This is a genomic window from Treponema primitia ZAS-2, from assembly GCF_000214375.1.
GTDB lineage: Bacteria > Spirochaetota > Spirochaetia > Treponematales > Breznakiellaceae > Termitinema > Termitinema primitia.
In genome coordinates, this window is sequence record NC_015578.1 from 1 (window position 1) to 15,295 (window position 15,295).

Sequence of the window (15,295 nt, forward strand, 5' to 3'; positions counted from 1 at the left end):
AGTAAAATCACTTTCTATAGATAGGGCTGTTATATTTCCCTGTTTTCTTGTGGGTAACTTGTGTATATCTTGTCTGTAATCTGTAGATACTGGGACAGTAAAAAATGTCTCGGAGGTGCTTTTTCGTAAATTGTATTTTTATCAATACTAATTATATACAATACAATGAATTACAAACCTTATACTATTCATGTTTTAAGGTACTCCCATAATGTAACATAAATATATCTTTTTTTTTCATTTTGATATATGATTATCTCCTGTGGATAATATGTTAATAAATTTCATATAAAGGGAACCATGGCTGACGGGGATTACGATTTAATCTGGAAAGAGACAATGAGCCAGATCCAGGAAGAACTGGGGGAGCAAGAATTTGCCATGTGGTTCAACCTGGAGTATCTGGGCGCCTCAGAAAATGAATTAACCATAGGGGTTCCCTCTTTATTTTACCTGGATCAGGTTAAAACCCGATATCAGCTCTATATCGAAGGCAAAATTCGAGAACTTATCGGTAAAAATATATCCATTGTCTTTATTATCAAGACCAGAACAAAAGAGGATCCTGTCCTGCCACCGGCTGAGGGAAAACCTGTTCCGGAATTTGCCCCTACGCGGGGAACTTCGTTGCAAGTGTCGCGAGGAACTTCGCAAGTTACGCCAAAGCCCATCCAGGGCGTTACTATGGCACATAAAAAACGCCATCCCCAGCTGCGGGAGGACTATACCTTTGATAAGTACGTCATCGGCGACGACAACAACTTTGCCGCCAATGCCGCCCAGGCCGTTGCAAAAAATCCGGGAACCGCTTACAACCCCTGCCTTATCTACGGCAGCGTTGGTTTGGGCAAAACCCACCTCATGCAGGCTATTGGAAACTATATCCACGAAGGTACGGATAATAAAATCATCTATATCACCGCTGAAGGCTTTATGAATGAGTTTATCCAGTACCTTGGGGAAGGCAAAATGCCGGCTTTTAAGAACAAGTACCGGTATGTGGATGTGCTTCTGATTGACGATATCCATACCCTGGGGGCCAAGGGCAATCAAACTCAGGAAGAACTGTTCCATACCTTTAACGCCCTTTACAATGACAAAAAACAGATCGTATTTACCTGTGACCGGCCTGTTTCGGAACTGAAAAATTTGACTGACCGGCTAAAATCCCGGTTTTCCCAGGGCTTGAACGTGGATCTGCAACCCCCTAATTATGAAACCCGGTGCGCCATTCTGAAAAAGAAGGTCGAATTCCAGGGCATTTCCATCCCCGATGAGGTAATCACCTTTGTAAGTAAGAATATATCCACCAATGTCCGGGATTTAGAGGGCGCCCTGAATAAATTAATCGCCTATACGGTACTTGGGAAAAAGACCCTGACCCTGGAAATTGCCCAGCAGCAGCTTAAGGACATAATCCATTCCTCTAAAACAAGCCAAATGTCTATCGATATAATACAAAGGGTCATCGCCGAGCACTATCATTTATCGCCAAATGACCTAAAGGGAAGAAAAAAGACCCAAAATATCGTCACCCCTCGGCAGCTTGCTATGTATATAACCCGGGAGCTGACTGAAAATTCAACTACCGAAATTGGGCAGTTCTTTGGGGGCCGGGATCATACCACGGTAATGCATTCCTGCCAAAAAATAGAAGAAAAGATCCGTTCTGATCCCCAGACCGAATCTTTGATACAGACCCTTATCAGGCTGATAAAGGACAGTAGCGTCAAATCTTAATAAAGTGTTATTATATGGAGCATAAACGGTGGATTATTTTGGCATATGTGGAAACTGTGGAAAAACAGGGTAACTTTTCCAGAAAATGTGGAAAGCATAATTCTTTATTTTATAAGGAATTAAATGATTTTTCCACATTCCTGGGCCCTCTACTAATACTACTATTAGTTTATATATATAAATAGGAGAAATAGAATATGAAGTTTACATGTGAACGAAGCATATTACTCAAGGAAATTGCCATAGCCCAGGAAATCATTTCCTCCAAGAATGCAATTTCAATTCTTTCCAATATTTACCTGGAAGCGGAGAATGATTCCCTTATCATCAAGGCTACGAATATAAAGGTCAATTTTGAGACCCGGGTCCCGGTTATGGTCGAGGAAGCGGGATCTACCACGGTATTTGGAGAGAAATTTCTTGGGATCCTCAATTCCATACCCGATGGGGAGTTGGAATTTGACCAGAAGGATATGAGGATCATCATAAAGCCGACCCAGAGAAAGATAAAATTCCAGCTGAAAAGCATTGCATCGGATAAATTTCCCGAATTTCCCGTGCCAAATAATAATGATGCTTTTGATTTGCCGGTTAAAGACTTCAAGGAGATGATACAGCAGACTGTTTTTGCGGTCTCTGATGATGAAACCCGGTATTTTATGAACGGCGTGTTTTTTGAAAAACAGACGGACAAGCTTATCATGGTTGCTACCGATGGTCGGCGCCTGGCCTATATCGATAAACCTGTTGGCGCAAATATAAAGGACTTTGCCGGCATTATAGTACCTCCAAAGATTCTCAATACCATTATGAGGTGGGCCGGGGATGAAGGGTTTGTAAGCATTTCTATCACGGATAAGATAATTTTTATCCAGTTTGGTTCCTATCAGCTTTCTTCAGTGTTAATTGAAGGCCAGTTCCCCAATTATCACCGGGTTATTCCTGAAAGCCAGAGCTATTCCTTTTCCATGAACCGGCTTGAAATGCTGGATGCCCTGAAGCGGGTTTCCCTTCTAGTGGAACAAAAATCCCGGCGGGTATACCTTGGGGTTTCCCCGGGGCTTATGTCTATTTCTTCAGAGGAAAGCGATATAGGGACCGCCAAGGAAGAGATACCCTGTAAGTACGAAGGGGAGGATGTGTCCATGGCCCTTAATTATCGGTACATTGAAGAGCCCCTTAAGGTTATGAGCGAGGTAGAGATTAGTGTCCACTTTACGGAGCCAAACAAGGTGATAACCATAAAGCCGGCGCCGGAAAAGGACTTCTTCCATATCCTTATGCCCATGCAGCTCGATTAATCCGGCTCTTAAACGGCTGAACCATGCCCTTTGAAACCCTGCGAACCGCTGCTTTCCGGAACCTTGAGGATATTGAAGTAGATGTGCGGGGAAAGGACATATTTCTGGTCGGTGAAAACGGTCAGGGAAAAACCAATTTTTTGGAAGCCCTCTATTTTTGTTCCTATGCCGCTTCTTTCAGGGGAGTACGGGATAACGAAGTTGTCTGTACCGGAGAAAAGGATTTTTCTGCAGCAGTAAAACTATCCGGTTCACTCTACAACCGGATACTGGTAAAATTTGAAAAAGGAAAAAAATCGGTTACCATTGACGGGAAACCCCTGGAGGACCGGAAGGATCTTCTGGAGATAAGCCCCTGCATTGTGTTCTGTCATGAGGACATGGAATTTGTTGCCGGCGCTCCGGAACGGCGGCGATGGTTTTTTGATCAGTGTTTAAGCCTCTATGATCCGGTGTATCTGGATGACCTCAGAAGGTACCGTAAAATTTTAAAAACCCGGAATGCCGTGCTGAGGGAAGCCCAGGGAAATGCAAACCGCAGTCAGGTCTATTCTGTTCTTGATGCCCTGGACTCCCAGATGGCAGTCTACGGCTTACGTCTCATGGAAAAAAGGGAAGAGGCAGCCAAGCTCTTTTCTGAAACCTTTGGGCCCCTCTACGAAACAGTGGCGGAAATAGAGGGGATTGAAGTACGGTACACTCCTTCCTGGAACAGAAAAACTGCGGGCCTCGAATCCCTTACAGCATACCTGGAGGAACGGCGGGATATGGATCTTTCCGCAGGGCTTTGCCTGTCCGGGCCCCACCGGGACCGTTACGGCTTTACCTGCGCCGGCGCCGATTTTTCCGCCAAGGCCTCCACAGGCCAGCGGCGCCTTCTGGCCCTGCTTCTGCGCATTGCCCAGGCCCGCCGCTTCTCCGAAATGACGGGCCGTAATCCGGTGCTGCTTCTGGACGACGTGCTCCTGGAACTGGACCCGGAAAAGCGGCGGCGCCTCCTTTCGGTGATGCCCGGTTATGATCAGGCCTTCTATACCTTTCTCCCCGAGGAACCCTATGAGCGGTATCGTAAATCCGATACCCTGGTGTATTATATGCAGGGCGGTCGGGCATCCGCCCGGGGAGATGCATGAAAAGAGCAGGTGAACTTCTTTCCTCATTTTTTGACGAAGGTTTTCTGAAAACCGCCCGGGAATATTCGGACTTATTTTCCTCCTGGCAGTCCATTGCGGGGGACAAGATCGCTGCCCACTCCTGGGTCCGGGAGCTGGAACGCTCTGTCCTGCTAGTGGAGGCGGACCACCCCGGGTGGATACAGATTTTGCAGACAAAAGAGAAGTATCTCCTGGACACCCTGCGCCGCCGTTTCCCGGAACAGAACATTACCGGCATTGCCTTCCGTTTGAGCCGGGAGCCGCCAGGGCCGGGCCAATTACGGGCCGGTATGGAGCCGGGAGGCACTGCGCCGGAGACGCGCCCAGCGGGTTCGGGGGATGGTTCCGGTGTGGAACTTCACCCGGCGAGTCCGGAGGAGGGGTCCGGGGGAGATGTGGGCTTAGCAGAAAGCTCCGGGGAAGCCCTTGGGGAACAGGCCGGCGCCATAGAATCGGACGGCGGCGACCCTTACGGGAAAATAAGCGACGAGAATTTCAGGGAAACTCTGAAACGGTTGGAAGAAGGGATTATTTCCAGGAATAAATTGGGGTAAAAAATGACGAAGAATGTTTTTCGGTCGTTAATTATAACAATGTTGGTGTTGGAAATGGGTATTATTTCGTGCGCTACAGATGTTCCAATCAAGTCGGTGAGGCTACCCACAATAGACACAACCGGAATACAGCGGCTGGGTATTAAGCCATTCGAAAATGTAAGCGGGATTGACGGCTCTGATACTGCACAGCTTACACGGTATCTAACGGACAAAGCGACAGCGCTGATTACGGGTACCCGAAAGTTTACCATGGTAGCCCCTGGGGATCCAAATGCAGATGGGATATTTTCAGGTGAACTCACAATCATTACATCGAAAGATTCACAGGAAACACAGGAAGTTAAAGATAAAGATGGGAAACCTTATACCCTAATCACGTATAAACGTGATGCCTCCATAGAATTCTCGTATAGCATAATTAGTTCAAGGACTGATATGCCGGTTGGAAAGGTTGTAAAAAAAGGTTCGACCTATTCTACCAGCTCATCGCCTGGTGAGCTTTCTGATACATTGACACTTGCCAAGAGTATAGTTGATTCCCAAATGCGCGGCTTCTCCAACGATATAGTTCCCTATATTGTCAGTGAGAATCGTAAGCTGATGAATGAAATTTCAAAAGACAAAGTTTTGAAAGGGAAGATGAAAGCGGTTTTGGCTCTCGTTAAGAATGGCAATTATGAGGAAGCTATAAAGCAATACGATATAATTAGCAGCGAAAACGGCAGTGTTGCCGCCCAAATAAATGCCGACATTCTAAGGCAATCTATTGCAAGTGATAACGCTGCTAATGCCAGACTGTCAGAACTTCTCAACGATAAAAGCGGATTGACTGAGAAGGCGATCAAGCAGGCAGTTGACGCGCTACATTCAAAACTGCCATCCGGGACAAACATATCAATTATGAAAACACGATCCACAGAGCGCGATATGATTGATTATGTTGTTAACCAGTTGACAAAGACCATTATTCAGACGGGGAAGCTTACGATAATTGAGCGTTCAGATCAGGCTTTGATTGATGCCGAGCAGCAATTCCAGTTGTCCGGCGCTGTAAGCGATGAATCGGCAGTCTCTATAGGCAAACAGCTTGGCGTTAAATACATAGTGCTCTGCTGGATAGGCGGCGAGAAAAGCCTTCGCCGATTTTATACAGAAGTGCTAAATATAGAAACAGCACAGATCGAGTATCAAGATGATGTTGAGATATAAACGCTAAGAGTCCGTTTTCGTGGGGGGTTCTTGGCTGGGTGCTACTCCCCCGCATCCAGCTCCCGTTCAACCTCATCCAGCCGCTTGGTGAGGGACGCGATGGTCCGCTCCAGCCGTATTTTCTCCTTCTCCAGCTTGTGCCGGGGATCCTCATCGTCAGGTTTTTTCTTAGCTTCCAGTTTTACTGCGTCCGGGCTCTTTCCCGCAAGCAGGGATTTTTCCGCCGTCATCCGGTCATCTTCGTTTTTGATTCCCGCCAGGAAGCGCATGTTATCGGCGCCGACTGCGGGGTCCAGGTCGTATTCGAACATCTTCATGGACATCTTGGCTGCGGCCCGGGGTATGCAGAGGACCCGGTCTATATAATCCTCAAACCGGGCGCCGATGGCGTTACAGAGTTCACCGGCTTTAAGGAGCAGCATTCCCAATTCCTTCACCAGGCTGCCGTTTTGCAGGAGGCACTTTTGCCGGATGGTCTCGGTCAGCTCCGCCAGTTCTGGGGATTCGGTAAAGACGTTTTTGTAGACACCCCGGGCTTCGGCTTTTTCCAGAAGAGCGTGGAGTATGGCCCAGAATTCCGTCGAATGGGCCCGGGAAGGGAGCGTGCCTCCCTGGGAACAGGCGTGAAGATGGTGGGCGTATTCATGGATGGCGGTGTACAGGAGCAGGTTGTCGTCATCAAAATTTTTGTTGTGGATGATGATTTCCCGAGTGTCCGGTTTATAGAGGCCGTTTACCTTCACGCTTTTTTTGCCCGAAAGGATAACCGTGAAATCCATGGGGGCGTCCTCTATTGAAAGGAGCGTGGCCTTTATCTGATCCTGATTCATGGGGACAGTTTACCAAAGCGCCCCGATTTTTTCCATAGCCAGTACTGCCGCTGTTATACAGGCGGTTTCGGTGCGCAGTGCCCGGTTCCCTAGGGAGAGCCGGGCAAAGCCGGCTTTGTCCAGCAGGTCCCGTTCCCGGTCAGACCAGCCCCGTTCCGGGCCTATGGCCAGGACTATCGGCCCCCCGTGGGGGGGAAGGCTCGCCATGGCGCCTGAGGGGCGGACATTGTCCGGGGCAATCAGCAGTGCACGGGGGACTTCGTTGCAAGTTGCGCGGGAAACTTCGTTACAAGTGGCGCTTTCCTGCCCGGCGCCCCTTGCAACATCGGCTTTAGCCGGAGAGTTCCCCGCGTCCGGGGCTTTATCCCAGGGCCGTTTTTCCAGCCACTCTATCAGGCTGGGATAGAGTGAAAGTTCCGGGATGGTGGTATCCCGGGCCTGGACCGCCCCTTCAATAAGAGCGGCCCGGGCGCCGCCATCGGTAAACAGTTTGGTATCCCGGTAGCTCTTTTCGCCCAGCTCGGTCCCTATAAAGTCCACCGCTTCCAGGCCCAGGTTGGAAAGGTCCCGCAGGATACGGCGTATCTGTATGGGCCGGGGAAAACCCACGGCTATCCGTATGGGCAAGCGGGGGGGCGGGATTTCGTCCAGGTCCAGGGAATAGGCTAAGGCCCCGTCCGGCTCTATCGCTTCGATTTTTCCGGCGCCCCGGGAGGCTTCTCCGGGAATGCCCGGCTTGTCCCTGAGGATTCCCGCGTCAAAGGTATCGCCGGGTTTTTTGTGCAGCACCTTGAGCAGGTGTATGGTCCGTTCGTCCCGCTTGGGAAGGGGCTTTCCCAGCTCCGGGGGTTCAAAGAGGATGATGTTCACGGTATAGGTATATCATACAAGAGAATATTTGTAAAATTTTGTTTGACAAACTGGAAAACCCCGGATATCATTTTAATAAAGAAACTTTTTTTGATAGAGAAAAATGAAACCGGTTTCATTTCCCGGTTTGCTGTTTAAGGGGGGTGCTGAATACAATATGGCGGTCGATTTAGTTACGGTTGAGCACATATCGAAGTCATTTTCCGGCGTTGCGGCCCTGAGGGATGTCAAATTTGATCTTCGGCCCGGTGAGGTTCATGCCCTGCTGGGTGAAAACGGGGCGGGAAAATCTACTTTGATGAAGATCATTTCCGGGGTCTACACCCGGGATGCGGGGGATTTTTATGTTAACGGGGATAAGATAAGCGGTGACTTGAGCCCCCAGACCGCCCAGAACCTGGGCATAGGGATCATTCACCAGGAATTGAACCTCTGCCCCCACCTGACGGTGGCGGAAAATATTTTTTTGAACCGGGAATTTACGGTTACGGGGTTTCTTAATACAAAAAAGCAGAACGAAGAATCAAAGGGCTATTTACAGCAGCTTAACCTGGACATTGATCCCAATACCCGGGTGAGCGAACTGCCGGTTTCCAAACGGCAGATGGTGGAGATATGCAAGACCCTGTCCATGAACGCCCGGATAATTATCATGGATGAACCCACTTCGGCGCTGACAGAAAAGGAGATAGAGGATCTTTTTAAGGTAATTGCCCTGCTGAAAAGCGAAGGCCGGGGGATCATCTATATATCCCACCGCCTGGAGGAGCTGTCCCGCATTGTGGACAGGGTTACTATTCTGCGGGATGGACAGTACGTTAAGACCCTTAACTTTGCCGAAACGGGTCTTCCGGAAATTATCAGCCTTATGGTGGGCCGGGACCTGACAGAAAAATTCCCCCGGATAGAAGTAAGCCGGGGAGAAAAGGTGCTGGAGGTAAAGGGCCTGTCCTCCCCCCATGGCGCGGGGGTAAAAAACGTTTCCTTCAATTTGTACAAGGGAGAGATCCTCGCCTTTGCGGGACTCATGGGTGCCGGCCGGACTGAAACGGTTCGGGCAATTTCCGGCGCCGACCGGATGAGCGGCGGGGAAGTAATAATCAACGGGAAACCCGTGGCTATCCGCAGCCCCAGGGACGCCATCCGCAACGGGCTTTTCTGCGCCCCTGAGGATCGCAAACAGGACGGCCTCTGTGTCAAGATGACCCTTGCAGAAAACATCACCCTGCCGAGTCTGGATATCATATCCAGGTTCGGGATTATCAGCAAAAATCTGGAAGCGAAAAAATCCAAAGAGATGATGCAGAGCCTCAAAATAAAGTCTCCCAGCGTCGAACAGTATGTGCGGAATTTGTCCGGGGGAAATCAGCAGAAGGTAGTGGTGGGAAAATGGCTCATGCGAGATGCCCAGGTGGTGATCTTTGATGAGCCGACCCGGGGCATTGACGTGGCTTCAAAAATAGAGATCTACAATATTATCAATGAACTGAAAAAGAACGGCATCGGCGTGATGTTTGTGTCGTCCGAATTGCCTGAGGTGCTGGGCATGTCTGACAGGATTATTGTTATGTGCAACGGCAAGATTACTGCGGAACTGGTGACGAAAGATACTAACCAGGAAGAAATCCTCCATTATGCAACCCAATATTAAGGACAGGAGATATTTATGAGCGATAGTGCGGCAAAAAGCGGTTTGAAAATACAGGTGTCCCGGTCACAGAAACAATTGCTGTCAACCTTCAGCGGCTTGTTCATCCTTGGGGTGGTTTTTTCCATATTAAGCCCCTACTTCTTTTCGGTGAACAACCTCCTGACCGTGGCTACCCAGACGGCGGTGATCGCCATCATCGCCATTGGGCAGACTTATGTGCTTATCACCGGGGGCATTGACCTGTCCATCGGTTCCAACATCGCCCTGTCTGCCATGGTGGCCGGGCTGGTCATGCGGGCCCAGCTGCCGGTACCCCTGGCAATTTGCGCCGGGCTGGTCACCGGGGCGATCTCCGGGGCGGTCGGCGGCATACTGGTCGCCATTGCCAATATCCCGCCCTTTATCGCAACCCTGGGAACCATGACCATAGCCCGGGGTTTGGCTTTGACCTTGACCCAGGCTATTCCCATCAGCGGCCTGCCGAAAAGCTTTACGGTGTTGGGAACCGGAAGTACCCTGGGCATACCGAACCCGGTTATTGTAATGGTGCTTCTGGTGGTTGTTTTTGGATTTATCCTGGCAAAGACGAAGCTGGGCAGGCATGTCTACGCCACGGGAAGCAACTTCGAAGCGGCGCGACTTTCCGGGGTAAACACCAAAAAAGTTCTGATCACGGTGTATGTTTTTTCAGGGCTTCTGGCGGCTTTTGCAGGGCTTATCATGGCGGCGCGGATCATCTCCGCCCAGCCTGCAGGAGGGGACGGGTATGAGCTGGACGCGGTGGCCTCTTCGGTCATTGGCGGCACCAGCACCATGGGCGGTGAGGGAACTGCGGCGGGGACGTTTATCGGCGCCTTCGTCATCGGAGTTCTCAGGAATGGCCTTAACCTGATCGGGGTATCTCCCTTTATTCAGAAAATTGTTATCGGCATCGTGATTGTGGCTTCCGTATTCCTGGATAGGATGCGGAAGAAGGATTAAATTTGCAACATGGTCCTCTTATGGGGATCATAAAATATGCAGGAGGATAGGAAAGATGAAAAAGAAAATTTTATTACTCGCGGTATGTTTTGCCGCGCTGGTTGGTGTTCTGCCAATCTGGGCCGGTGGTAAAGCTGACGACAGTGGAAAGGTTAAAGCTATTTTCATAGCCATGGATGCCATGGATGAATATTGGCTGAACATTCAGAACGGCGCCAAAGCCAAGGCTGCGGAACTGGGTAATATTGACCTTACCTTCAATGCACCGGCTGGGAAAAATGATCCCGCCACACAGCTCCAGATGGTGGAAGATGCCATCACCCAGAAAATACAGATACTGCTGATTGCGCCGAACCATGCAGATGCTCTGGTTCCGGGAATTGAGAAGGCCAAGAAAGCAGGGCTCAAGGTAATTTTTGTAGACTCTGGTGCCAATACCGAGGACTATGATTCCTTCCTGTTCACCGACAACGCCGCCGCCGCACGGCTCGCTGCGGACACCCTTGCCGCGCAAATCGGCGGAAGCGGTAAAATCGCCATCATCAATGCCCAGGCGGGCGCCGGGACCACCATGACCCGGGAGAATGAGTTTAAGGATCAGATTAAAACCAAATATCCTAACATCACCGTGGTGGGGACCCAGTATTCCGACGGGGATCGGACTAGGGCACTCAATATCGCCACGGACTTCATGACTGCCAACCCCGACCTTGTCGGCATCTACGCCTGTAATGAAGGCGCCACCATTGGCGCCGGCAATGGTATTGAGCAGGCCGGGAAAGCGGGTAAGGTAAAACTTGTTGGGTTTGACTCCTCTGCGGATACCACTGCGCTGATCAAGCGTGATGTTCTCCAGGCCACCATGGTGCAGAATCCCTACAAGATGGGTTACCAGGGACTGCAGCTTGGGGTGGATGTGCTCCAGGGCAAAGCGGTTCAGAAAAGGTTTGATACCGGCGTAACTGTGGCTACCAAGGAAAATGTTGATAGCCTTTAGTTAAAAGTTTTTTATGAAACAGAGAGAGGGCATCCTAAAGGGCGCCCTCTTTTTTTGGCACCGGAGGGCAGGTTGAATCCCGGACTACGAGACGGGGTTCGATGGTGTGCTTGAAGGGCGCCTGGCCGTCTTTTTTGATAAGATGCATCAGGGATGCCGCCGCAATCCGCCCCATATCAAAGACCGACTGGGAAACCGTGGTAAGGGGCACCTTGCAGAAGGCGGAAATACGGATATCATCAAAGCCCGCTACCGCAACCTGGGCGGGAATGGGGATGCCCATTTCCATGAGCCGGACCACAATCCCCATGGCTACATAGTCGTTTGCCACAAAGAGGGTGGTTTTTTTTGTCCTGATGGAATCGTGTTCCACCAGGTCCGGGGCGAGTTTATAGCCGTCCTGGTAGGTCTTAGCGTTGAAGTACCGGGTTACCCGGTTGGTTTCGGCGTGAAGATGGTCCTCAAAACCCGCAAGCCGATCCTGTACCGACTGATGGTCCGCCACAGAGATGATTATCACCTGTTCCCGGCCCAGGGAATTGATATGTTCCGCCATGAGGCTTCCGCCCTTGTAATTATCGCAGCAGACATAGGATATATCGGGATCCGGGGAGTTGCAGTTCATCAGCACAAAGGGGAGGCCGGATTTTTTAAGCAGGTCCACCGCCAGGGACTCCGGGGAAATCGGGGCAATTAATATGCCGTCAACCCGGTTCATGAGCATGGAGCGGATCCCCTGGGCTTCCCGTTCTGGCAGCCAATGGGAACTCATGACCTGAAAAAAGTAATTATTAGCTGAAATTACGCTGTCAATGCCCTCTGCCAGCTCTATATAAAAAGTATTGGGAAATTCATCAACGATTACACCGATGTTTTTGGTGGGCAGCCCGGCGAGCCCCTGGGCAAGGACATTTGGGGTATAGGAATATTTATCAATGATGGAGAGTATCTTTTTCGTAGTTTTTTCGCTTACCAGCTGGGGGTTGGACAATACCCGCGATACCGTGGCCTTGGAAACTCCGGCCTCCCTGGCAATATCGGTGATGGTAATTTGCTTCATTCTGAGTATTATACTTGCCCATACGCCCTTTGGGGAGTACTATAGAAAGTATAAGTAAATACGGATAATTAATAAAACAGAGGATATAATGCAATTTAGGTCTACACGGTCACAAAGTCCACTTGTTTCTTTTAAGGATGTGATCCTGCGCTGTTTGCCCTCAGACGGTGGGCTCTATGTTCCCGCAACAGTGCCTGATATGCGGCAGTATTTTCTTTATATGGATACGGATACCAGCTTTCCCGAACTGGTAGCCACCGTGGCTCCGGCCTTGCTACAGGGGGAGCTGAATCCTTTTTCCGCAGCCCGGGTAGCCGAAAGCGCCTTTGACTTTGAGCCGGAACTGATACAGCTGGATGATAATTTTTCAGTATTAAGTCTTTATAACGGACCTACCGGTGTGTTTAAAGATTTTGGTGTTGCTTTCCTGGCAGCGGTTATGGAGGAACTCCTCAAAAATGAGGGTCAGGCCATGATACTTTCTGCAGCCCGGGAAGATACGGGGTTCAGCATAGCCCATGCCTTTTCCGGACGCAAAGGCATAACTTCGGTTATACTCTACCCTTCCGGGCCTGTCCGGGGCTTGGATCCAAAGTCCTATAGTACCAATGGGGGCAATGTTATTCCCATACAGCTTCGGGGTACCTTTGACGATTGCCAGCGTATTATCATCGAAGCCATAAAGGACCTGCCCTTTGCGGATCGCTACAGTATTACCACGGCCAATGCAATAAACATAGGCCGACTCCTTCCCCAGGTTTTTTATTACCTTTATGCTTTTATTAAACTGAAAAAGAAATTGTCCGGGGATCTTCTTTTCAGTGTACCGGCGGGAAATTTCGGCAATTTGATAGCCGGTCTCTATGCCTGGAAGATGGGGATGCCCGTAAACGGTTTTATTGCCGCCATGAACGCCAATAATGCTTTTGGGGACTATATTAGGGGGGGAGAATTTAAACCGGGAAAATTGATTCAAACCAATTCTCCGGCCCTGGATGTGAGTGCGCCGTCAAATTATGAACGGCTGGCGTCATTCTATGGTGAAGCGCCGGCGGTGATGCGGAATATGGTATATCCCGATGCTATCGATGATAAGACTACCCTGCTGGCCATAGAAAAGGCCTGGAAAAAATACCATATTATGCTGGATCCCCACGGCGCAGTGGCCTTTGCTGCTGCCCAGCGTTTATCCCAATCCAAAGGGTTTAACGGCCATGTGGTGGTCCTTGCCACCGGGCACCCGGCTAAACATGCCGACCTGGTCACGCAAGCCACCGGACAGCCGGTTGATATTCCGGAAAAATTTACCAATCTTTGGAAAAAGACCGATCCCATGGCGGATATTCCGCCTCAACTTGATGCCCTTGAAGGAGCCATAGCCAGCTGTAGTTAAACTATCGGAAAGGAGGCGACGATGAAGATTCGGAAATTTGTGTCCTCTGTTTTGTTCATAGAATTGATATGTTTATTCCTTCCCGGCAGTACAACTGCTCAGGAAGGCGGCAGCGAGGAGCTAATCTCCCCAACCTTGCAGCAAGTTCCGGCGCTACCCTCCCCGGAATTGGATGGTAGCGCCGGCGCAAATGCGGCTGAACCTTTTCTTCCTTCCTCGGCCCTACAAGTTCCGACGCCGGATTTAACCGGAGAGCTTCCTGCGCAGGAAATCATAGAAAACGCTCAGGGTTTGGGCGAAGAAATAAAACTCGCCGTTGAAAAAGAGCCGTTCAACTTGAATATCTTTATACGCTTAGGGATCGCGGCAGCAATCATCCTTTTCCAGATTTTGTTAATCCGGTTCGTGTGGTATCTTTTTAAAGTGTTTCAGGAAAAGCTTTCCGCATATGGGTCAAAACATTTCAAGTCCCTGACCATAAAAAAATTCCACATAATGGATACCAAGCAGATCCTCAGCATACTTTTTTCATTATTAAAAATAGCAAAATATATTGTTACCGTGTTTCAGTTGTTTCTCACCATTCCTATTGTATTCAGTCTGTTTACCCTGACAAAAAACCTTGCCTCGGTTCTGTTCGGGTATATTCTGAATCCCCTTAAAAGTATTGCCCTGGGGATAATCGGTTATATTCCCAATATATTTACCATTGCGATTATAGTTATCATAACCCGATATGTGATACAGTCCCTTAAATTTTTCACCGTCCGTATTGAAAAAGAAAGGCTGGTGATACCGGGGTTCTACCCCGACTGGGCCCGGCCGACCTTTAATATTTTGCGGATACTCCTGTATGCCTTCATGATAGCGATTATATTTCCTTACCTTCCCGGTTCAGAATCAAAATTCTTTCAGGGAGTTTCGGTATTTGTGGGTATCATCATTTCCCTGGGGTCCAGTACTGCCATAGGAAACCTGGTGGCCGGGATGGTGATCACCTATATGCGGCCTTTTAAAATTGGCGACCGGATAAAGCTTAACGATACTGTGGGATTTGTGGTTGAGAAGTCCCCTATTGTCACCAGAATAGTTACCCATAAAAATGAATATGTTACCGTTCCTAATCTCATGGTTCTCACTTCAAAGATTGTTAATTATCATACCTCAACGGAGAATGAAGAAGGGCTGATACTTTATGCGGATGTAACCATGGGATATGCGGTTCCCTGGCGGCAGGTACACGAGATTCTTATTAATGCTGCAAAAAAGACTTCCCATACGGAAGCGAAGCCCGGCCCCTATGTATTACAAACTGCCCTGGATGATTATTACGCCCGGTATCAGATCAACGTGTATACCAGGGAAGTGGAACTGGTGCCCGCCATCTATTCGGAACTGTATCAAAATTTGCAGGACGGTTTCAGGGAAGCGGGCATAAGCCTGACGGCGCCGGCTTACCAGATCCGGCTGCCCCCTGACAATGGGACGACGCTGCCTTCAGGATCTACTCGCAACGAAGTTCCCCGGGCCACGCCGGAGAAGGGGTGATCGG

13 protein-coding genes are annotated in these 15,295 nt (G+C 49.5%); 10 read left to right on the forward strand and 3 right to left on the reverse strand.

From position 1 onward, the window contains the following. Nucleotides 1-300 precede the first annotated feature (300 nt). The 5 genes from dnaA (at nt 301) to TREPR_RS00030 (ending at nt 5,961) form a co-directional block, all read left to right on the forward strand. On the forward strand, nt 301-1,740 hold the full coding sequence (gene dnaA, locus TREPR_RS00010) for a chromosomal replication initiator protein DnaA (RefSeq protein ID WP_015706206.1): 1,440 nt from the start codon (nt 301-303) through the stop codon (nt 1,738-1,740). 197 nt (nt 1,741-1,937) lie between these two features. Further along, the gene (gene dnaN / locus TREPR_RS00015) at nt 1,938-3,041 is read left to right on the forward strand and encodes a DNA polymerase III subunit beta (RefSeq protein ID WP_015706208.1); all 1,104 of its coding nucleotides are present in this window, start codon (nt 1,938-1,940) and stop codon (nt 3,039-3,041) included. Nucleotides 3,042-3,064: 23 nt separating this feature from the next. Next, nucleotides 3,065-4,174: a DNA replication/repair protein RecF gene (recF, locus tag TREPR_RS00020; RefSeq protein WP_015706209.1), complete on the forward strand. Its 1,110-nt coding sequence runs from the start codon at nt 3,065-3,067 to the stop codon at nt 4,172-4,174. Then, nucleotides 4,171-4,749, forward strand: coding sequence for a DciA family protein (locus TREPR_RS00025; protein ID WP_015706210.1), 579 nt, complete (start codon nt 4,171-4,173; stop codon nt 4,747-4,749). The genes recF and TREPR_RS00025 overlap by 4 nt, the downstream gene beginning before the upstream one ends. A gap of 3 nt (nt 4,750-4,752) precedes the next feature. Beyond that, complete coding sequence (locus TREPR_RS00030) at nt 4,753-5,961, forward strand: hypothetical protein (RefSeq protein ID WP_015706211.1); 1,209 nt, start codon at nt 4,753-4,755, stop codon at nt 5,959-5,961. 41 nt (nt 5,962-6,002) lie between these two features. On the opposite strand, the gene TREPR_RS00035 is transcribed toward TREPR_RS00030, so the two are convergent. Together TREPR_RS00035 and TREPR_RS00040 are read right to left on the reverse strand one after the other, a co-directional pair. After that, complete coding sequence (locus TREPR_RS00035; protein WP_015706212.1) at nt 6,003-6,791, reverse strand: hypothetical protein; 789 nt, start codon at nt 6,789-6,791, stop codon at nt 6,003-6,005. A gap of 9 nt (nt 6,792-6,800) precedes the next feature. After that, on the reverse strand, nt 6,801-7,661 hold the full coding sequence (locus TREPR_RS00040) for an RsmE family RNA methyltransferase (RefSeq protein WP_015706213.1): 861 nt from the start codon (nt 7,659-7,661) through the stop codon (nt 6,801-6,803). A 157-nt stretch (nt 7,662-7,818) separates the two neighbouring features. Between TREPR_RS00040 and TREPR_RS00045 the strand changes: the two genes are divergently transcribed. From TREPR_RS00045 to TREPR_RS00055, 3 genes are read left to right on the forward strand one after another with little or no spacing between them, the layout of a single operon-like run. After that, nucleotides 7,819-9,312 (forward strand): sugar ABC transporter ATP-binding protein, encoded by a 1,494-nt coding sequence (locus TREPR_RS00045; RefSeq protein ID WP_041610941.1) that lies wholly within the window; start codon nt 7,819-7,821, stop codon nt 9,310-9,312. A gap of 15 nt (nt 9,313-9,327) precedes the next feature. Beyond that, nucleotides 9,328-10,293 (forward strand): ABC transporter permease, encoded by a 966-nt coding sequence (locus TREPR_RS00050; protein WP_015706215.1) that lies wholly within the window; start codon nt 9,328-9,330, stop codon nt 10,291-10,293. Between the two features lie 55 nt (nt 10,294-10,348). Further along, the gene (locus TREPR_RS00055; protein ID WP_015706216.1) at nt 10,349-11,290 is read left to right on the forward strand and encodes an ABC transporter substrate-binding protein; all 942 of its coding nucleotides are present in this window, start codon (nt 10,349-10,351) and stop codon (nt 11,288-11,290) included. Between the two features lie 34 nt (nt 11,291-11,324). Here the strand turns inward: TREPR_RS00055 and TREPR_RS00060 are convergent, their stop codons facing one another. Beyond that, nucleotides 11,325-12,350 carry a LacI family DNA-binding transcriptional regulator gene (locus TREPR_RS00060; RefSeq protein WP_015706217.1) on the reverse strand — a complete coding sequence of 342 codons (1,026 nt, stop codon included), beginning with the start codon at nt 12,348-12,350 and terminating at the stop codon, nt 11,325-11,327. 88 nt (nt 12,351-12,438) lie between these two features. Between TREPR_RS00060 and thrC the strand changes: the two genes are divergently transcribed. After that, nucleotides 12,439-13,743, forward strand: a complete 1,305-nt coding sequence (gene thrC, locus TREPR_RS00065; protein ID WP_015706218.1) for a threonine synthase — start codon at nt 12,439-12,441, stop codon at nt 13,741-13,743. A gap of 21 nt (nt 13,744-13,764) precedes the next feature. Beyond that, nucleotides 13,765-15,291 (forward strand): mechanosensitive ion channel family protein, encoded by a 1,527-nt coding sequence (locus TREPR_RS00070; protein WP_015706219.1) that lies wholly within the window; start codon nt 13,765-13,767, stop codon nt 15,289-15,291. Nucleotides 15,292-15,295 lie beyond the last annotated feature (4 nt).

Coding starts and splice junctions, on each gene's coding strand:
- TREPR_RS00045 (WP_041610941.1), top strand. CDS start 7,819: ATGGCGGTCGATTTAGTTACGGTTGAGCACATATCGAAGTCATTTTCC.
- dnaA (WP_015706206.1), top strand. CDS start 301: ATGGCTGACGGGGATTACGATTTAATCTGGAAAGAGACAATGAGCCAG.
- TREPR_RS00030 (WP_015706211.1), top strand. CDS start 4,753: ATGACGAAGAATGTTTTTCGGTCGTTAATTATAACAATGTTGGTGTTG.
- TREPR_RS00025 (WP_015706210.1), top strand. CDS start 4,171: ATGAAAAGAGCAGGTGAACTTCTTTCCTCATTTTTTGACGAAGGTTTT.
- TREPR_RS00060 (WP_015706217.1), bottom strand. CDS start 12,350: ATGAAGCAAATTACCATCACCGATATTGCCAGGGAGGCCGGAGTTTCC.
- thrC (WP_015706218.1), top strand. CDS start 12,439: ATGCAATTTAGGTCTACACGGTCACAAAGTCCACTTGTTTCTTTTAAG.
- recF (WP_015706209.1), top strand. CDS start 3,065: ATGCCCTTTGAAACCCTGCGAACCGCTGCTTTCCGGAACCTTGAGGAT.
- TREPR_RS00035 (WP_015706212.1), bottom strand. CDS start 6,791: ATGAATCAGGATCAGATAAAGGCCACGCTCCTTTCAATAGAGGACGCC.
- TREPR_RS00055 (WP_015706216.1), top strand. CDS start 10,349: ATGAAAAAGAAAATTTTATTACTCGCGGTATGTTTTGCCGCGCTGGTT.
- TREPR_RS00050 (WP_015706215.1), top strand. CDS start 9,328: ATGAGCGATAGTGCGGCAAAAAGCGGTTTGAAAATACAGGTGTCCCGG.
- dnaN (WP_015706208.1), top strand. CDS start 1,938: ATGAAGTTTACATGTGAACGAAGCATATTACTCAAGGAAATTGCCATA.
- TREPR_RS00070 (WP_015706219.1), top strand. CDS start 13,765: ATGAAGATTCGGAAATTTGTGTCCTCTGTTTTGTTCATAGAATTGATA.